15 protein-coding genes are annotated in these 17,801 nt (G+C 67.0%); 9 read left to right on the top strand and 6 right to left on the bottom strand.

Annotation, left to right across the window (positions count from 1 at the left end; translation table 11 throughout):
• Window positions 1–124: 124 nt before the first annotated feature.
• Both GEV05_03440 and GEV05_03435 read left to right on the top strand, forming a co-directional pair.
• Window positions 125–640 (top strand): hypothetical protein, encoded by a 516-nt coding sequence (locus GEV05_03440; protein MPZ42452.1) that lies wholly within the window; start codon window positions 125–127, stop codon window positions 638–640.
• Between the two features lie 17 nt (window positions 641–657).
• Entirely contained in the window at window positions 658–1,245 is a 588-nt protein-coding gene (locus GEV05_03435) for a hypothetical protein (protein ID MPZ42451.1), read from the top strand.
• A gap of 200 nt (window positions 1,246–1,445) precedes the next feature.
• On the opposite strand, the gene GEV05_03430 is transcribed toward GEV05_03435, so the two are convergent.
• The 3 genes from GEV05_03430 to GEV05_03420 form a co-directional block, all read right to left on the bottom strand.
• Window positions 1,446–2,855, bottom strand: coding sequence for an efflux transporter outer membrane subunit (locus GEV05_03430; GenBank protein ID MPZ42450.1), 1,410 nt, complete (start codon window positions 2,853–2,855; stop codon window positions 1,446–1,448).
• A 6-nt stretch (window positions 2,856–2,861) separates the two neighbouring features.
• Window positions 2,862–4,832 carry a MacB family efflux pump subunit gene (gene macB / locus GEV05_03425; GenBank protein MPZ42449.1) on the bottom strand — a complete coding sequence of 657 codons (1,971 nt, stop codon included), beginning with the start codon at window positions 4,830–4,832 and terminating at the stop codon, window positions 2,862–2,864.
• A 236-nt stretch (window positions 4,833–5,068) separates the two neighbouring features.
• Complete coding sequence (locus GEV05_03420; GenBank protein ID MPZ42448.1) at window positions 5,069–6,439, bottom strand: efflux RND transporter periplasmic adaptor subunit; 1,371 nt, start codon at window positions 6,437–6,439, stop codon at window positions 5,069–5,071.
• 74 nt (window positions 6,440–6,513) lie between these two features.
• On the opposite strand from GEV05_03420, the gene GEV05_03415 reads away from it, so the two are divergent.
• The 5 genes from GEV05_03415 (at window position 6,514) to GEV05_03395 (ending at window position 12,328) form a co-directional block, all read left to right on the top strand.
• Window positions 6,514–8,016: a HAMP domain-containing protein gene (locus tag GEV05_03415; GenBank protein ID MPZ42447.1), complete on the top strand. Its 1,503-nt coding sequence runs from the start codon at window positions 6,514–6,516 to the stop codon at window positions 8,014–8,016.
• A gap of 124 nt (window positions 8,017–8,140) precedes the next feature.
• Window positions 8,141–8,809, top strand: a complete 669-nt coding sequence (locus GEV05_03410; GenBank protein MPZ42446.1) for a response regulator — start codon at window positions 8,141–8,143, stop codon at window positions 8,807–8,809.
• A 111-nt stretch (window positions 8,810–8,920) separates the two neighbouring features.
• Window positions 8,921–9,766: a methyltransferase domain-containing protein gene (locus tag GEV05_03405; protein MPZ42445.1), complete on the top strand. Its 846-nt coding sequence runs from the start codon at window positions 8,921–8,923 to the stop codon at window positions 9,764–9,766.
• Window positions 9,767–10,161: 395 nt separating this feature from the next.
• A complete protein-coding gene (locus GEV05_03400; GenBank protein ID MPZ42444.1) occupies window positions 10,162–11,136 on the top strand; it encodes a tripartite tricarboxylate transporter substrate binding protein in 975 nt (324 codons plus the stop codon).
• Between the two features lie 4 nt (window positions 11,137–11,140).
• On the top strand, window positions 11,141–12,328 hold the full coding sequence (locus GEV05_03395; protein ID MPZ42443.1) for a CoA transferase: 1,188 nt from the start codon (window positions 11,141–11,143) through the stop codon (window positions 12,326–12,328).
• Between the two features lie 362 nt (window positions 12,329–12,690).
• On the opposite strand, the gene GEV05_03390 is transcribed toward GEV05_03395, so the two are convergent.
• Window positions 12,691–13,176, bottom strand: coding sequence for an FAD-dependent oxidoreductase (locus tag GEV05_03390; GenBank protein ID MPZ42442.1), 486 nt, complete (start codon window positions 13,174–13,176; stop codon window positions 12,691–12,693).
• 172 nt (window positions 13,177–13,348) lie between these two features.
• The gene (locus tag GEV05_03385) at window positions 13,349–13,984 is read right to left on the bottom strand and encodes a glycine zipper 2TM domain-containing protein (GenBank protein MPZ42441.1); all 636 of its coding nucleotides are present in this window, start codon (window positions 13,982–13,984) and stop codon (window positions 13,349–13,351) included.
• A gap of 223 nt (window positions 13,985–14,207) precedes the next feature.
• On the opposite strand from GEV05_03385, the gene GEV05_03380 reads away from it, so the two are divergent.
• Both GEV05_03380 and GEV05_03375 read left to right on the top strand, forming a co-directional pair.
• Window positions 14,208–15,236 carry a tripartite tricarboxylate transporter substrate binding protein gene (locus GEV05_03380; protein MPZ42440.1) on the top strand — a complete coding sequence of 343 codons (1,029 nt, stop codon included), beginning with the start codon at window positions 14,208–14,210 and terminating at the stop codon, window positions 15,234–15,236.
• Window positions 15,237–15,451: 215 nt separating this feature from the next.
• Window positions 15,452–16,561 carry a hypothetical protein gene (locus tag GEV05_03375; GenBank protein MPZ42439.1) on the top strand — a complete coding sequence of 370 codons (1,110 nt, stop codon included), beginning with the start codon at window positions 15,452–15,454 and terminating at the stop codon, window positions 16,559–16,561.
• A 218-nt stretch (window positions 16,562–16,779) separates the two neighbouring features.
• Here GEV05_03375 and GEV05_03370 read toward each other — a convergent pair whose 3' ends face one another.
• Entirely contained in the window at window positions 16,780–17,784 is a 1,005-nt protein-coding gene (locus GEV05_03370) for a magnesium transporter CorA (GenBank protein MPZ42438.1), read from the bottom strand.
• Window positions 17,785–17,801 lie beyond the last annotated feature (17 nt).

Raw genomic sequence — 17,801 nt, 5'->3', positions numbered from 1 at the left:
GGCGGGTCGCCATCGATTCCATATGCCGGACGCCCATACCGCTTCGGGCACTCGATCGCAGGCATAATTGCCAGCGAGCCGCGGTGGCGTTCCCGTCCCGCGATCGACCCACTCGGAGGAGCCCATGGCAGAGTCGCAGGAAGGCTTTCTCAGTCCGCAGACCGTGCTGGCTGAACTGAAGAAGAATGGCGTCACACACGTGTTGTGGCTGCCGGACAGCGAAACCAACTGGCTCTATACGTTGATGAAGGCCGACCCGTCGCTGACCCTCGTTCCCGTGAGCCGGGAGGGCCTTGCGTTCTCCGGCGCCGCCGGCGTTCATGCAGGCGGCGGCAAGCCGGTCATCCTCATCCAGAATACCGGCATGCTCGAGGCGGGCGATTCGCTGCGCGGGTGGGGATTGAGCCTCAACGTCCCGGTGGTCATGATGGTCGGCTACCGCGGCTACACGCGTCACGGCGTCAACACGGACACCGTTGCCGACTACACCGAGCCGTTCCTGATGGCGTTCGGCATCAAGTATTACCTCGTCGAGCGCGACTCGGATGCCGAGCGCATCTCCATCGCATTCGAGGAATCCCGCAAGAAGCGCCGACCCGTTGCCGTGCTGGTGGGCGACGAGTATCACGGTTTCAACTGATCAGGGGAGAGCGAATCATGATGCAGACAGCCGAGATGCTGAAGGTGTTCGCGCGCCACCGCGGTAATGCGATCGTCATTCCGGGGCGCGGCGGCAAACATTGGGTGCCGCTCAGCGACAAGCCGAACCGCGATCTTCCGATGGGCGACCCCGCGATGGGCGGGCACGCGATGTTCGGGCTGGGCGTGGCGTTGGCGCGGCCGCAGGACCGCGTCATCCTGTTCGACTCCGAGGGCGATCTCCAGATGAGCATGGGAGTGCTCGCCACCATCGCCGATCAGGCGCCGAAGAACTTCTACCACTTCCTGCTCGACAACGAGTGCTATGCCACGACGGGCGGGCAGCCGGTGCCGAACGCGAAGAACGTGAAGTACGACGAGCTCGCGCGCGCCTCGGGCTACCAGCGAACCTATTCGTTCACCAGCCTGGAGGAGTTCACCGGCGCGATCGGCGACATCATGAGCCAGCCTGGACCGGTGTTCGTTGCGATGAAGGTGCTGCCCGAGATCATCAACGAGGCGATCGGTCGCCGTCCACGCTGGCAGACACGTTCTCGCACGCAGGTGATCGAGGACTTGCAGAAGGAACTGGGGATCGTGGGTTAGTGGAGTGGGTTGAGGGCTACACCACCCCGGCAAGAACCACACCACCCCGGCGCTTCGCACCACCCCTCCTCGTGAGAGGAGGGGATACCACACCACCCCGGCGCTTCGCACCACCCCTCCTCTGAGAGAGGAGGGAGCTGCTTACATCCCCTCCTCTCGAACCCACTTCGCACTCCCCCGGCGTCTCTCTCAACGACGCATTACATCTTTGCCGCGGCGAGGTTGGTGCCGCCAACATTCCATCCGCCGCCGAGCGCCTTGAACAGATCCACCGCGCCGTTGAGCCGCTCGAGCTTGATTTGCGCCAGCCGGTCTTGCGCATCGAACAGCGAGCGCTGCGCATCGAGCACCGTCAGCAGATCGTCCGCACCTTCGCGATAGCGCACTTCGGCCAGCCGCAGCGCGTTCTGCGCCTTCGCCAGCACTTCGGCCTGCAGCGTTTCCTGTTGGGCGACCCGGCTGGCGGCCACCAGTGCGCTTTCGACTTCGCCGAGCGCCGTCAGGATGACCTTGCGATACGACTCGACCAGCTCGCGCTCGACCGATTCCGAGACGCGCACCTGGCCGCGCAGGCGACCGCCGTCGAAGATGGGCTGCAGCACCGACATCGCGAGCGAGATTGCCGTGCTCGGACCGCCGAGGATGGTCAGCAGCGCCGCGCTCGAGACGCCGGCCGCGCCGGTCAGCTGGATGCTCGGCAACAGGGCCGCGCGCGCGGCGGCGAGGTCGGCGTTCGCTCCGCCGAGGCGCGCCTCGGCGCTGGCGATATCGGGTCGCCGTACCAGCAGATCGGCCGGCAGCCCCGGGTCGATGACCGGCACTTGCAGATCGGCAATGCCGCCGGAGACGACGTCGAAGCCCTGCGGCGTGCGCCCGATCAGCACGGCGAGCGCCGCCAAGGTCTGGCGCTCCTGCTGCTCCAGCGGCATCAGCGCGGCGCGCTGCGCGAGCACGGTCGCATCCTGCCGCTCGACATCGAGTTGCGTGGCCACGCCGTTGCGGGCACGCGTCGCGACCAGCGCCTGGACCCGCTCGGCGATGGCGAGGTTGTCCCGCGCCAGCGCCAGGCGGCTGCGCAGCGAGAGCAGCTGGAAGTAGCCGGTGGCGACCCCGGCGATCAACGTGAGCTGGGCGGCATCGCGATCGTAGACCGTTCCGCGCAGTGCTTCGTTGGCGCCGCGCACGCCGGCGGCATTGCGGCCCCAGAGATCCACCTCGTAGCTCACGTTCAGCGTCGTGCTGCTCGCATCGCTCGTGCGGCTGCCGGCGTCGCCGCCGCTTGTCTTGCGGGAGGTGCCGAAGCCGAGGTTCAGAGTCGGAAACAACGACGCACCGGCGATGCCGACCTGCGCTTCGGCCTGGCGCACCCGCTCCATCGCGATGGCGAGGTCCGGGCTTCCGGCGAGCGCTGCCTGCACCAGCGATTGCAGCTCCTGCGAGCCGAATCGTTGCCACCAATCGGGCGACACCGCAATCGAGCCGGCCGGTATCGGTTCATCGTAGCGCGGCGCCATTGCGACGGAGGGCTGCAGCATGGGGCTCGTGGTCGCGCACCCGGTGAGCGCGATGATGGCGGCGGCGCAAACGGCAAGACGGAATTTCGGGTTCATGGTTTTCTACTCCGAAGACAAGGCAACGACGGGATCGAGGCCGGCGGCCTTGCGCGCCGGCATGTAGCCGAACACGAGACCGGTCGCAAACGCGCAGCCGAAGGCGAGCAGCACCGGATAGGCTGCAAACTTCACCGGTGTGCCGAACGAGCCGACGAGTGCCGCCACGCCGAGACCGGCCGCGACCCCGATAAGCCCGCCAAGCGCCGATACCGCCAGCGCCTCGGTCAGGAACTGCTGCAGGATGTCGCGCATGCGCGCACCGGTCGCCATGCGCACGCCGATCTCGCGCGTGCGCTCGGTAACGTTGACCAGCATGATGTTCATCACCCCGATCCCGCCGACCAGGAGTGAGATCGCGGCGATGGAGCCGAGCAGGACAGTGAGTGTGTCCTGCGTCTCCGTGGCCGTTTCCAGCAGCGAGGCCATGTTGCGGATCTGGAAGTCGACCGTGCCGTGCCGGGCTTCGAGCAGGCTCGCGACCGCCTGCTGCGTCTCGTCGATGCGGCTCACGTCGTCGGCGGCCACGGTGATGTTGCGCAGGAACCGCTGGCCGAAAAGCCGCATGCTGCCGGTGGTGTACGGGACGTAGACCACGTCGTCCTGGTCCTGACCCATCGGCGACGCGCCGCGCGCGCTCATGACGCCGATCACCTGGAAGAGCACGTTGTTCACCAGCACGTGCTTGCCGATCGGATCGCTCTCGGGAAAAAGACTTTTGGTCACCGTCTCGCCCAGCACGACGACCGGCGCGTAGCTCGTCACGTCGGCACGCGAGAAGAACAACCCCCGCGCAACCGGCCAGTTGCGCGCGAGCGGAAAGTCGGCGCCGGTCGCCGTCGCCTGCGTCTGATAGTCGGTATTGCCGAAGCGGATGGTGACGTTGCCGCCCAGCTCGGGAACGGCTGCCAGCACGTTCGGGAGCGCCGCGATCGCATCGGCGTCCTGCGGCGACATGGTGGCGATGCTCGCCCCCATGCCGCGCCGGTTCGCAGCGACCGGCCGCACGAGCATCAGGTTTGTGCCCATGCCGCTGATGCGATCGACCACGCTTTGCTTCGCGCCGTCGCCGACCGCCAGCATGGCGATGACCGAGCCCACGCCGATGACGATGCCGAGGAGGGTGAGCGCGGTACGAAAGACATTCGCGCGCAGCGCCCGGCCCGCGGCGTTCACGGCTTCGTACAGCCCGCGCACGAGCGGCACGGCGCGCGTTCCGATCGCATCGAGCGGCGCCACCGCGGCCGGCGGCGTCGACGGACCGGGGTCGCGCACGATGCGCCCGTCGCGGATCTCGATCACCCGATCGGCGTTCTCGGCCACCTCGCGCGCGTGCGTGATGATGATGACGGTGCGGCCTTCGGCCGACAGGCTCTTGAGAAGCGCCATCACCTCGGCGCCGCTCTTGCTGTCCAGCGCGCCGGTCGGCTCGTCGGCGAGGATGATCTCGCCACCGTTCATGAGCGCCCGTGCGATCGACACGCGCTGCTGCTGGCCGCCCGAGAGCTGGTTCGGGCGATGCCCCATGCGCTCCTCGAGCCCGAGGGTGCTCAGAAGGCTCTCGGCGCGCTCACGACGCTCGCCCGGCGGCATGCCGGAGTAGATCGCCGGGACTTCGACGTTCTCGCGCGCGCTCGCCGCCGCGATCAGGTTGTAGCTCTGGAAGACGAAGCCGAACGCCTCGCGCCGCAGTTGCGCGAGGTCGTCGCGGCCGAGACCTGCCACGTCGCGCCCGCGGAAGCGATACTCCCCGCTGGTCGGCCGGTCGAGGCAACCGAGGATGTTCATGAGCGTCGACTTGCCCGAGCCGGAGGCGCCGATGATCGCGACGAATTCGCCGGCCCGGATCTCGAGGTCGATGCCGTGCAGGACCTGAACTGCGAGCTCGCCGTTGCGGTAGGTTTTGGTGACGCCGGCGAGGCGGATGAGGGGCTCGGTGGCCAACTTTTCCCTCACTTGCAGTGCGCGCATCGGCATGCAGGCCGATGCCGTTCGGCCGGCGCGAACCATGGTCCGCGAATTCCCAGCCTCACCTCCCAGCCCCTTGTATGTCTGTTCCAAGGGGTACGGTTGTCTTCCCTCTCCCTCCGGGAGAGGGATCGAGGGTGAGGGAAAGTTATGCGTCACGCGTACCCCTTCCCTCACCCCCAGCCCCTCTCCCGGGGGGAGAGGGGAGCTTTGGCTCGGGACAGGCTTGATGCTGGACGAAGTGCTCATATGCGTCCCCGGGGCATCATCGACTGGGTGGCGGACCGGGCCGGGCGCGCGGCCGCCGGAGCACTGCTGCGTTGACCGACGATGACCTGCTCGCCGGCTTCGAGACCGCTCAGTACCTGGGCCGACACGCGGTTCATCACGCCGACCTGGACTTCTCGCGCTTGCGTGCTGCCGTCGGCGGTCATCACCCGCACGCGAGCACGGCCGCCGGCGAATTGCGCTCGTGGATCGGTGGCACTGCTCGTGCCCATTTCGGTGCGCGTGCGTGCCGCGCCCGTGCCCTTGGCATTTCCGTCTCCGGAGCTGCGCCGTGCGTTGGCGTTGCCCGGCGCGCCGCCGGCCGGACGCAAGGCCGCCAGCGGAATCAGCAACGCATCCTCGGCCTTGGCGACCACGAAGAAGATCTGCGCGGTCATCTGCGTCATCAGCGCGCCGTCCGGATTGGCCACATCGAACAGCGCGTTGTACAGCACGACGTTGTTGATGATCTCCGGCGTCGGATTGATCTGGCGCAGCTTCCCTTGCCAGCGCTTCTGTCCGTTGCCGAGCGTGGTGAAGTACACGTCCATGCCGACCTCGAGCCGCGAGACGTCGGCTTCGGACACCTGCGACTGGATCGTCATGGTGGAGAGGTCGGCGATGCGCACGATGATGGGCGCCTGCTGATTGGCATTGAGCATTTGCCCCTGCTTGGCGCTTTGCGCGACCACGGTGCCGGCCATCGGCGCATAGATCTTGGTGTAGCTCAGGCTCGCCTCGTCGCCGCGCAAGGTGGAGCCGGCCTGCTGGATCTGGGCCTTCAGCACTTCCAGCTGCGCCTTGGCCGAGGCGAGCTGCGCCTCGGCGGTCTGAAGCGCTTCGGAGGTGGTCGCCTGTTCGCGCATGAGATTGGTCTGGCGCTTGAACTGCTGTTCGGCGAGCACCAGTTGCGCTTCGCGATCGACCAGTTGGGCGCGCAGATTGGCGAGCTGCGCCCGGTCGGCATCGACGCGGCTCAGGTACACCGTGGGATCGATCTCGGCCAGCAGCTGCCCGCTCTTCACCGTGGAGCCGATCTCGACGTGCAGCTTCTTGAGCTGACCCGAGACCTGCGTGCCGACGTCGACATAGTCGCGCGGCTGCAGCGCTCCGGTCGCGGTCACGCTATCTTCGAGGCTCGCCCGCTGCACAGTGGCGGTCGTGAGCTGGGCCGCCGCATCGGCGGGGCTCGCCCAGGCGCGCCAGCCGGCATAGCCGCCGCCCGCCAATGCGATGGCGAGCGCCAGCGCGATCGCGCGCCGCCGGAAGCCGCGGCGGCCCGCGCCGTGCGCCCGCGACGAAGAACGCGCCGCTGCACCGATCAACTGCGGATCCTTGACGACGTCCATGTTCGATCCTTTCCTGTGCCCGTGGCATACCCATCAGTCCACGGCTCGCAGTGTGAGGTGCGAACACGCAGGGAATGTGGAAGGATCGGGGAAGTTGTGTAACAAACCGTATACAGGTTCCGGCGTCCACAAAGTTTCCTCAATCGCGGTATAGGCTTCGATTCATGGACACGACCCGACTCGACCGGCTGCACATCAAGCTCTTCGCCGCCATCGCGGGCACCATCGCCGTATTGACGCTCGCGGCCTATCTGGTGTTCAGCTGGAGCTTCGAGCGCGGCTTCATCGAATACGTGCGGCGCGCCGACGAGGCGCGCCTCGATGCACTGGTCCTCACGCTGGCGGAAGGCCACGGGCGCGAGGGCAACTGGGACTGGGTGGCGGCCGATCGCGACCGCTGGATCGCGCTGGTGCGCGCGGCCCTCGGCTTGCGGTCGGCCACGAACCCGGACGCGGCGAGCGCGCAGGCCGCCGCACCGGGCCGCATGCCGCTCACGCTCGATCCGCGCCTGCTGCTGCTGGACGCGAACCGCAAGCTGCTCATCGGGCGCGCGGAGCTCGCGTCACGCGCAATCCTGAAACCGATCGCGCGCGATGCAAAGACCATCGGCTACCTGGGCTACGTGCCTCGCACCGGGCTGCTCGAATCGATCGAGAGCCTGTACCTTGCCCGCCGGCATCTCACCTTCGGCGTCCTCGCCGCTGCGATGCTCGCGGCATCGCTGCTGCTCGGCGCAGGCGTGTCCTACTGGATCACTCGTCGCATCCGCCGTCTGGCCGCGACCGCGCAGGCCCTCATCGCCGGCGACTATGCGCAGCGCCTGCCCGCGAGTGGCAACGACGAGCTGGCGCAGCTCGCGCGCGATTTCAACGTCCTCGCCCAGACGCTGCAGAGCGCGCGCCGCTCGCGCCAGCAGTGGATCGCCGACATTTCGCACGAGCTGCGCACGCCATTGTCCATCTTGCGAGGAGAGATCGAGGCCTTGCAGGACGGCGTGCGTCCGCTCGACCAGGCGTCGATCGGATCGCTCGCGGCCGAAGCGGCGCGGCTCGCGCGCCTGGTGGAGGATTTGCACACGCTGTCGCTCTCCGACCTCGGCGCATTGACGTACCACAAAGAGCCGGTGGATCTCGCCGAGGTGATCGAGGACGTCATCGGTCCGCAGCGGCGTGCGCTTGCCGAGCGGGGACTGAGGGTCGAAACGGATCTGGCGCACGATGCCGTCGTCGTGGGCGATGCGGACCGGCTGGGGCAGTTGTTCGCCAATCTGCTGCAGAACAGCGGCCGCTATACCGACGCGCCCGGGGCGATCGCGATCCGGTTGCGGCGCGAGGCCGGACGCATCGTGGTCGAATGGGAAGACAGTGCGCCGGGCGTGCCGGACGCGGAGCTCGGCCGGCTCACCGAACGGCTGTATCGGGTGGAAGGCTCGCGCAGCCGGGCCGGCGGCGGCTCGGGACTGGGTCTCGCGATTGCACGCGCGCTGGCCGAGGGACATGGCGCTACGATGAGCGCGCACCCGTCCGCATTGGGCGGGCTGCTGATCCGGATGGTCTTTCCGGGAGAGTCGCCATGATGCACCATCGCGACTTGCGCCGTGGAACCGCGCGTGGCGTCTCTCCCCTCACCCCCAGCCCCTCTCCCGGGGGGAGAGGGGAGCGTTGTGTGCCCGCCAAGCGGGCAGATTCCTGGGTAGGGGCATGGCTGAACGCATACTGATCGTCGAGGACGAGCAAAAGCTCGCGAGGCTGCTGGGCGATTACCTTGCGCAGGAAGGCTTCGAGGTGGCGCTGCTGCACCGGGGCGACGAGGTCGAGGGCTGGATGCGCGCGAACCGTGCCGACCTGGTGCTGCTCGATCTGATGCTGCCGGGCAAGAGTGGGCTGGAAGTGTGCAAGTCGATCCGTGCGAGCTCCGATCTTCCGATCATCATGGTGACTGCGCGCGTGGACGAGATCGATCGGCTGCTCGGTCTCGAGCTCGGCGCCGACGACTACATCTGCAAGCCGTTCAGTCCGCGCGAAGTCGTCGCGCGGGCGAAAGCGGTTCTGCGTCGGGCGAAGCGTGGCGATGCGCCGGCCAAGGGCGGTCTGGTCCTGGACGAGGCAGGCTTCCGAGCCGAAATCGGCGGCAAGGATTTGGGACTCACCGCGGTGGAGTTCGAGCTTCTGAAGGTGCTCGCCGCGCATCCGGGACGCATCTATACCCGCGATCAATTGATGGATGCGATGTACCGCGACGAGCGCGTCGTTTCGGATCGCACCGTCGACAGCCACATCAAGAAGATCCGCAGGAAGGTTGCGGACATCGTGCCGGATCGGGAGCTCATTCACTCGGTTTACGGGCTCGGGTACAAGTACGAGTGGTGAACAGTACAGCGCAACCCATATAATCCTCCGCCAGATACCGTACGTGCGACCACTCGTTCGGCCCCGAATGACGGCACGCACGGCCGGAAATCCAATGATCGGGGGATCGCCATGCGCCGCTTTCCGGGTTTCTTCGCACTGACTTTCGCCGCCTGCCTGCTGCTCGCCTCCGGCGCTTCGCCGGCGCAAACGCCACCGGACAAGCCGTTCGAGCCGATCAGCGGCCAGGCCGGCAAGGACGTCGTCTGGGTGCCCACGCCGCCGGCGCTGGTCGAGAAGATGCTCGACATGGCCAGAGTGACCCCGCAGGACTACGTCATGGACCTCGGTTCGGGCGATGGCAGGAACATCATTGCGGCGGCCCGGCGTGGGGCGCGGGCGCTCGGCGTCGAGTACAACCCGGACATGGTCGTCCATGCGCAGCGCGAGGCCGAAAAGGCCGGCGTCGCGGGCAAGGCGCTGTTCGTTCAGGGCGACATGTACGAGGCCGACATCTCGGAGGCCACGGTGCTGGCTCTGTTCCTGCTGCCCGAGAACCTGGACCGCCTGGTGCCGAAGTTTCTCGACATGAAGCCCGGCACGCGCATCGTGCTCAATACTTTTGGCATCAGGGACTGGGACGCCGACCGCATCGAGCAGGCGGGCGACGGCTGCGACGCGTGGTGCGATGCGTTGCTCTACATCGTCCCGGCCAAAGTTGCGGGCCGCTGGCAACTGGACGACGGCGAGCTCGTGCTCGAACAGACTTACCAGGTGATCACCGGCTCGCTCGAGTCCGGCAGGGCGACCCGGCGTCTCACCAATCCGACGCTGCAGGGCGACCGTATCCGGTTCGCGCTGGACGGCGTGGAATACAGTGGGATCGTAAACGGGGGGACGATCGAGGGAATCCGAAGCGGCTCGGCTTCCGGTCCCTGGCAGGCGAGGCGGATCGAAAGCCAAGCCGAGCGGACGTGACTCTCGACGAGACCTTGCCCATCACGCTCGCAGGCAAACGTGGGGCTGTTCTCGCAGGGCGTATCCGAAACGAGCGCCTTCTCACTCGAACTCTCGCCTCGCAGGGCGTATCCGAAACGAGCGCCTTCTCACTCGAACTCTCGCCTCGCGGATCGATGCTTCACTGCTCTCTGGGTCCTCGTTTTCACGAGGGCGACGAAAGATGAGCCGTCATTCCCGTGAAAGCGGGAATCCAGGTGTTCCCTGCTCTTCGGTCCATCGCTACCGGGATTCCATCCGGCGTCTGAGCTGCGAAGCAAGCCCTGAAAAGTCATGCGCGCGCCGGCCCGGGTTACCATCGTACATTCGCAGCGCAAGCAGCGCGCGACACGAAACCAACGAGGAGAGAATTTGCCATGCGTAGTACTCGATGCTGCATCGTTGCGGGCGCTCTTGCGCTCGCGGTCTCGCCGTGGGCGCAGGCTGCCCAGTCGAGCTATCCGGATCGACCCATACGGCTCATCATCGGCAGCGCGCCAGGGTCGGGCCCCGACATCATTTCGCGCGTGATCTCCGAGCGGCTCTACGCGACGTGGAACCAGCGCATCGTGGTCGATTCGCGCTCCGGTGCGGCGGGGACGATCAGCGCGGAGCTGGCCTTGCGTGCAGCAGCCGATGGCTATACGTGGATGATGCTGACGTCTCAGCTCCTGGTGGCGAGCCAGGTGTTCCCGAATCTCAAGTTCGATCTCCAGCGCGACTTCGCCTCGATCAGCCTGATCGGCACGGTTCCGTTCGTGCTCATGGTCAATCCCCAGGTGCCGGCCAAGTCGATCGCCGAACTGGTCGCGCTGGCGAAGAAGTCACCCGGTGCGCTGCGCTACGGCTCGGCGGGAACCGGGGCTTCCGAGCACCTGTCCGGCGTCATGTTCACGCAGCTCACCGGTACGAAAATGCTGCACGTGCCGTACAAAGGCGTGGCGCAGGCCGTCACGGACACCATCGCCAACGAAGTGCAGTTGACGTACGCGGTGGTGCCGGCCGCGAACCCGAGCATCCAGGGCGGTCGCCTGCGGCCTCTCGGCGTCACCAGCCGCAAGCGCGCGCCCCTGCTGCCGGACGTGCCGTCGATCTCCGAGACCGTGCCGGGCTACGAGATGCTGGGGTGGTACAGCCTGGTCGCCCAGACCGGTACGCCGGATGAAATCCTGGCCAAGGTAAGCGCGGACGTGGTGAAGATCGTGCAGGAGCCGGCGTTCGCCGAGAAGCTGAAGGCGCTGGGCATCGACGTGGTCGGAGGCACGCGCGCCGACCTCGACGCCTTCCGCCGCAGTCAGACCGAACGCATCAGCAAGCTCGTCAAGGCCGCCGGCGTCGACAACAAGCAGTGACACGATGAGCCAGGATTTTCCGCTCGACGGCCTCGAGGTCGTCGACATGAGCCAGGGCATCGCCGGCCCCAGCGCCGGCATGATGCTCGCGCAGTACGGCGCCGAGGTCGTCAAGATCGAGCCGAAGGAAGGCGATTGGTCGCGCAGCATCACCGCCGGGGCGGAGGCGATGACCTCAATGGCGATCGCGACCAACCTGGGCAAGCGCAGCATCGCGCTCGACCTGAAGCAGCCGCGCGGCGCCGAGATCGTGCATCGCCTCGCGCGCCGGGCGGACGTGTTCATCGAGAACTTTCGCACCGGCGTGATGGAGCGCCTGGGGTTCAGCTATGCACACGTCTGCGCCTGCAACCCCGCTGTCGTTTATCTCTCGGTGACGGGATTCGGTCAGCAAGGGCCGATGCGCAGCCAGCCGGCGACGGACGCGATCCTGCAGGCGTTCACCGGCATGATGCGCATCAACACCGGCCGCGAGGACGGATTGCCGCACCGCCTCGAATGCTGGCCGATCGACATCGCCAGCGGCATCTACGCCTTCCAGGCAGTGGCGATGGCCCTTTACGCGCGCAAGGAGAGCGGCCGCGGGCGCTACATCGATGCGAGCCTGATGCAAGGCGGCGCCGGTTTGCAGGCCGTGCGCATTCTCGATCACGCGATTACCCGCGGCGCTTCGGCGGGGGCGGGCGCATTTCCGGTCGGCACATTCCGCACCCAGGACGGCTGGATCAACCTGAGCGTATTGAAGGATGCGCTATGGGAGCCGTTCTGCCGCGTGATCGGCCGGCCCGATTTCGGCGACGATCCGAGCCTTGCCAAGCTGACCGGACGCAAGGCACGAGCCGCAGAGATCCTGGCGGCCGCGAACGAAGCGTTGGCGCAGCACCCGTCGGACTATTGGTGCGAGCAGATGCGCGCGGCCGGCATATTGAACGAGCGGGTCAACGACTACGATGGGTTGCTTGCGCATCCGCAGGCCGAGGCCAACGGCACCTTCACCTGGGTCGAGCAGCCGGCGGTTGGGCGCGTTCCGCATCCCAACGTGCCGGGACCGCGGCCGCACGTGGCTGGCGATGCCAGATCGCGCGCGCCGCGCATCGGCGAGCATACGCGCCCGGTGCTCGCGGATCTCGGCTACTCGCGTGACGAGATTCAGGGCTTGATCGAGCAGGCGGCAGTGTTCGAGGCGGCCTGACGCTCCGACTACGTCGCGCTGGTCAAAACAGTGGGCGGAGAGAAAGCGAAACACCTGGATTCCCGTTTTCACGGGAATGACGGGCTCATCTTTCGTCGCCCTCGTGAAAACGAGGGCCCAGAGAGCAGTGAGACGCCTGGATTTCCGTTTCACCGGAATGATGGTTGAGCTACCGAGCCTGCTCGCGCGCATCGAGCAGACGGTAATAGGCCGTGTAGAAACGAATGCCGAGCGGGTAGAGCCCGTGCAGCGCGATGGGCTCGAACGGCTTTTGCGTCAGTGGCCCGGCGTCGACCGCTTCGCCGCGCAGCATCGCGGCCAGCAGCTTGCCCGCCATGTGCGTGAGCACCACGCCGCGGCCGCTATAGCCGAGCGCATAGTAGACGCCCGGCTCGGCTGAACCGATGTGCGGAAAGTAATCGAGCGAGAAACCGACCTTGCCGTTCCAGCGGTAGTCGATGGCCGCGCCGTGCAAGGCGGGAAAGACCCGTCGCATCGCGCTCTCGATGTCCTTGAACGCCCACGGCTCGTTGCAGGGCGCGGAACATCTGCCGTGCGGTTTCCATCCCGTGCTCGCGGGCGAGCGCCGCCCAGCCGCTCTTGTAGCGCAAGACGGCCATGCCGCCGTTGCGTCCGCTCGCGCCCCAGCCGGCGTCGTTCGCTTCCAGCACCACGCAATCGATGCCCGAGCGCGCGAGGTAGTGCGCGGTGGTGAGTCCGGTGAAGCCGCCGCCGACGATCGCAACATCGGTCTCGATATCGTGCTCGAGGCGAGGCAGTTCGGGATGCGGGTTCGCCGTCGAAGCCCAGAACGACGGGATGGCCGAGTAGCGCTCTCGGGTTGGCATGCCGGATGGGTCAAGGTTGGATCAGGTGAGCGGGCGTGCGAGCGGCGCGGCGCCGGCACGGTGCTGCGATTATAGCGTCGGCCGGATCGTGCTTCGGCCGCAGCGCGAAAGTCCCGAGCCGCGGCCCGGAACCTTCAGCGTGAAAGCGGAATTGTTTGTCGAGGCTTGCCGATCAGCCGCGCACGGTCAGCCGGTCGCCTTCGACGCGTACCTTGTCGCCCGGACGCCAGGCGGGCGGCTCGGACTGTGTGAAGGTGCGATTGTTGCCGTCGTCCATCGTGACAGCGATCTCGTAGGCAACGCCGCTCTTCACGTGCTTCTCGACCTGGTGCCCGGCCACCGCGCCGCCGACTGCGCCGACCACGGTTGCGATATCGCGACCTCGGCCACCGCCGACCTGGTTGCCGAGCACGGCGCCGGCGACACCGCCGGCCACCGCGCCGATGCCGCTGCCCTCGCCCGACTGTTTGACTTCACGCACGCTGGCCACGGTACCGCAATCGAAGCAGATCGCAGGCGTCGGCGGCGCGCTCGGCTCGGCTGCGACCTGGACGGGAGCCCTCGGCTCGGCGGCTGGGGGCTGCGATCGCGCCACGCGCTCCGCAGGGCGCGGCTCTGCCGCAGGTTGTGCGGGCGGTGCGGCGCGCACGGGCGCCTTTGCGGCGGGCGCGGGCGGCACCGAAGCGGATTCGGTAACGCCCGGTTCGTTGGCGGAGTGCGTATCGCTGCGCGAAGTCGGGATCCAGCCGGCGATGGCGGCGATACCCGCTGCGCAAAAGAGAATCACGGCAATGGCGGCTACCATGATGAGCGGGTGCAGCGGCTTGCGGGCGGTTTGTTCCATGTCGGTCTCCAGTTCTTCTCTGCGTCGAAGGACGCAGCCGAATGATGCCCGTTTCCGTGTCGTGCAGACTGTGAGCGATCTCGCACTATGCCGATGCAATTGCAACGAAATGCAGCCGGGAACCTGATTTGCAACACTCGCTTACAGGTGGGTACGCGATGACCGCGTCGGGTTGCGGCGACAGCGGATGCGTATAATCGATACGCCGATCGCGCCGATCGCGCCACGTCCTCCAAGGGTCCTTCACGCCATGTCGATCTTCGTTCGTGCCTGCCTGTTCGTCGCCTGCAGTCTCGTCGCCTTGCCGGCGTTGTCCCAGACCTATCCGACCCGCCCGATCCGCCTGATCGTCGGCTTCGCTCCAGGCGGGGCGGCCGACATCCTCGGCCGCATCACCGCACAGGGCCTGAGCGAAGCGATCGGCGAGCAAGTGGTGGTGGACAACCGCCCGGGCGCGGGCGCGCTGATCGCGACCGAGATCGCTGCGCGTGCGACGCCGGACGGTCACACGCTATTGTTTACTTCGCCTCCGCACGCGATCAACGCGGCGCTCTACCGAAGAGCGAAGTACGACCCGATCAAGGACTTCGATCCGGTCATCCAGGTGGTTGCCACCGCGCTCATTCTCACGGTCAACGCCGGCGCGCCGTTCAAGACCGTCGGCGAGCTGGTGCGCTACGCCAAGAGCAATCCCGGGAAATTGAGCTACGGCTCGGGCGGCAGCGGCGCGTCCGGGCACCTGGCGATGGAACTGTTCAAGTCGGTCACGGGCGCCGACATCGTGCACGTCCCCTATAAGGGAACCGGCCCGGCCATCACGGACCTGATCGGCGGCCAGATCCACACGACGATCGCAAGCGCGGCGCCGACGCTGCCGCAGGTCAAGGCCGGGAAGCTGCGCGCGCTGGCGGTGACGAGCAACAAGCGCTCGCTCGCGCTGCCGGAGGTGCCGACCGTCGCCGAGTCCGGGTTCCCGGCTTACGAAGTCACGCAGTGGTTCGGTATCCTCGCGCCGGCCGGTGTGCCGAAACCGGTTATCCAGCGCATCAACACGGCGATGAACGAGGCCTTGCGCAAGAACGAGGTGCGCAGCCGCTATCTCGCTTCCAGCGCCGAGCCGGTGGGCGGCAGCCCGGACGTGCTGCGCACGGTCATCGCGCAGGAAGTCCCGAAGTGGGGCAAGCTCGTGCGCGCGCTCGATCTCAAGGCCGACTGAAGGAGATCAGGACCCGCCAGGGGATCGGTCGCGATCGGCAACAGCAGGCGAAGACGATCGCGACGGCGGCCGTCACGCGGCATGGGCTCCGGCTGTGATGCGGACTTCGAAGAAAAGGCAGGGAAGGCGGCGCGTTATCATGCTCGACCAGGTCCGCGGGTGCTTGTGCGAGCAGACATGAGGTTGCGGCGACGCCGCGACCGGAAAGCGAAGGGATGCGGCGACTGCCTGAACCCCGCCGCTTCGGTGGCGGCAGTGTAACCGATGCATTGGCGCTCGCCGCGATTCACGCGGCCAAGTCGAATGCGCTCGAGCGGCCTCGCCATACGACCGCATTGCGCGACGCCGTGGCCGAGGCGCTGGAGCAAGGCGCGGAAGTGCGCGTGCGCGAGGCACTGCGGCAGGCGCCGGATGCCGCGAGCTACCGGATGCTTACCGATGCGCTCGCGCGCGCGATCGATGCTGCCCGTGGCGAGAGCGGTGTGGTCGCCCGGGCGTTTGCGCTGCCGGTCGTGCTGGTTGCGAGCGCGACCCGCGAGATCGTCGTGCCTGGCGTTCTGCCCGACGTGGACGCGCTGTGCCGGTTGTTCGAGCGCACGCAGGCGCTCGGGCCGACGCGCAGCTTCGGACTTTCCAACGCCCTCTGCGCGCTGCAGGCCTTGGAAGCGCTATCCCTCCGAAGCCTGCTCGCGCTGACCCGGGAGCTGGAACCGCAGGCGCTCGGCAGGCTGCTGCCGCCGGCACCGATCACCGTGCTGCCCGGAGGCGAGCAGACGCACCTGCGCTTCGTCGTCGGCGCGGGTCTTACCGCACCCGAAAGCCCCGGATTCACCGAGATCGCGGCGCATATCGGCCCTTGGGGCGCCGAGTGCGCGCGGCTGATTGAGCAGCAGCTCGCAATGCCGGGGCTGCAGTTGGCTGCGTTGCCGCGTCCGCCGCTGGACCTGGTCGGTGCGCCGCACGCGGGCCGGAGCGCTCAGCTCGAGATCGCGTTGAACCTGTTCGCGAGCACCGCCGTGCGTCGCTTCCGCCTGGCCGTGGGCGATCCGGTGGCGGTCGTGTCGGCGCACGAGGACGGGGAGATTCGCGTCACGCTGAGCTCTCCCTTCGCGGAGGATCTCGTGGACGGTTTTTGCTGGCCGCTGCATCCGGCGGACGACCTGGCCACGATTGAGAAGCTCATCCTCGATCTGTTCGCCGACATGCGCGTGCCCGATGTCCGCGTGTGCGAGCGCGTGTTGCCTTCGCGCCGCGACAACGGTGCGCCACTCTATCCCCGCGACGACGAATGGGACCGGCTCTGCGCCGGTGCTGCTCATTATTGATCGTTCCGTATTGGACGACAGTCCAATACGGACGCGACGCTCCCCTCTCCCCCCGGGAGAGGGGTTGGGGGTGAGGGACGAGCGTGACATGAAATAGGGAACGCTCGATAGCGCCCGTGCAGACCGACATTGGCATCGTATATGGCGACTACGCGCTCAATCACGTCATTACTCAAGGCACTGGTTACGATTCGGGTCGGCCGGGTGAAATATCCGGCTTACAGCCATTGCTTGTGGCGCAGGTACAGAATCGGACCGACCGCCACGGCCAGCATGACCAGCAGTGCCATGGGATAGCCGAACACCCAGTCGAGCTCGGGCATGTGGCGGAAGTTCATGCCGTAGATGCTGGCGATCAGCGTCGGCGGCATCAGCACCACCGACAGCACGGTGAAGATGGTCAGGCGCCGCGCGTGCATGAGGTTGATCATGCCGAGCGCGGAATCCATCAGGAACTCGACCTTCCGCAGCAGGTAGTCGCAATGCGACAGCAGCGAATCGACGTCGCGCGTGAGGTTCGCGACGGTGGTCGAGTCGAGCGGATTATGGCGGCTCGCGCCGAAGCCTTGGAACGCGCGCCGGTTTTCGATCATGCCCAGGCGCGCCTTGCCGTTGATGTCCTCGATCCGGCCGAGATCGTTCAGCAAGCGCCCCGTGTGGCGGTCGGCGCCGGCGAAAATGGTGCTCGAAAGCGTTTCCAGGTCCGCGTGCAGCCGCTCCAGGCTGTCGGCGAGAAAAGCGATGCGCAGCTCCTCGATTCCGGTGAGAATCGACAGCGGATCGGCCGGAGGCCGCGACAAGGTATCGCAATCGGTATGCAGCTTCGCCAGCACGGTCACTTCCCGCGCGTGCAGCGAGTACAGGCGCTTGCCGTCGAGCGTGAAGCCGACGTCGACGTTGCGTGCGATCCCGTCCTGCAGCTCGAGAAAATACAGCCGCACATGATCGCCATGCTCGTCGCTGAAATACCGGGCGCTCGCCTCGATCTCGCTCAGCGCGTCGAGGAAGTGCACGGAGTGTCCGTATGCATCCTGCACCCAGTTGCGCTCGGCCTCGATCGGGTCGACCATGTCGAGCCAGACGACGTCCTCGGTGAGCTCTTCCCGGGCGTGGACGGCGCGCCGGTCGAGTTGTTGCGCGGTGAGCCGGTAGGCGTGCAGCATAGCGTCGATCGTGTCCGGTTGCGCCCGGCGGGCTTGCCGGGCCGGTTGGCGCGTCATCATACCCGTGGATTACGAAG

The organism is Betaproteobacteria bacterium, assembly GCA_009377585.1.
Lineage (GTDB): Bacteria > Pseudomonadota > Gammaproteobacteria > Burkholderiales > WYBJ01 > WYBJ01.
Note: the sequence above shows the minus strand (reverse complement) of the source record. Positions and strands in the feature narration are given on the sequence as shown.

Bases quoted from the DNA above. Each gene is read 5' to 3' on its own strand.
- GEV05_03400 (MPZ42444.1), top strand. From the start codon at position 10,162: ATGCGTAGTACTCGATGCTGCATCGTTGCGGGCGCTCTTGCGCTCGCG.
- GEV05_03435 (MPZ42451.1), top strand. From the start codon at position 658: ATGATGCAGACAGCCGAGATGCTGAAGGTGTTCGCGCGCCACCGCGGT.
- GEV05_03375 (MPZ42439.1), top strand. From the start codon at position 15,452: ATGCGGCGACTGCCTGAACCCCGCCGCTTCGGTGGCGGCAGTGTAACC.
- GEV05_03370 (MPZ42438.1), bottom strand. From the start codon at position 17,784: ATGATGACGCGCCAACCGGCCCGGCAAGCCCGCCGGGCGCAACCGGAC.
- GEV05_03415 (MPZ42447.1), top strand. From the start codon at position 6,514: ATGTGGAAGGATCGGGGAAGTTGTGTAACAAACCGTATACAGGTTCCG.
- macB (MPZ42449.1), bottom strand. From the start codon at position 4,832: ATGCCGATGCGCGCACTGCAAGTGAGGGAAAAGTTGGCCACCGAGCCC.
- GEV05_03410 (MPZ42446.1), top strand. From the start codon at position 8,141: ATGGCTGAACGCATACTGATCGTCGAGGACGAGCAAAAGCTCGCGAGG.
- GEV05_03390 (MPZ42442.1), bottom strand. From the start codon at position 13,176: ATGCCAACCCGAGAGCGCTACTCGGCCATCCCGTCGTTCTGGGCTTCG.
- GEV05_03380 (MPZ42440.1), top strand. From the start codon at position 14,208: ATGCGTATAATCGATACGCCGATCGCGCCGATCGCGCCACGTCCTCCA.
- GEV05_03430 (MPZ42450.1), bottom strand. From the start codon at position 2,855: ATGAACCCGAAATTCCGTCTTGCCGTTTGCGCCGCCGCCATCATCGCG.
- GEV05_03395 (MPZ42443.1), top strand. From the start codon at position 11,141: ATGAGCCAGGATTTTCCGCTCGACGGCCTCGAGGTCGTCGACATGAGC.
- GEV05_03405 (MPZ42445.1), top strand. From the start codon at position 8,921: ATGCGCCGCTTTCCGGGTTTCTTCGCACTGACTTTCGCCGCCTGCCTG.
- GEV05_03420 (MPZ42448.1), bottom strand. From the start codon at position 6,439: ATGGACGTCGTCAAGGATCCGCAGTTGATCGGTGCAGCGGCGCGTTCT.
- GEV05_03440 (MPZ42452.1), top strand. From the start codon at position 125: ATGGCAGAGTCGCAGGAAGGCTTTCTCAGTCCGCAGACCGTGCTGGCT.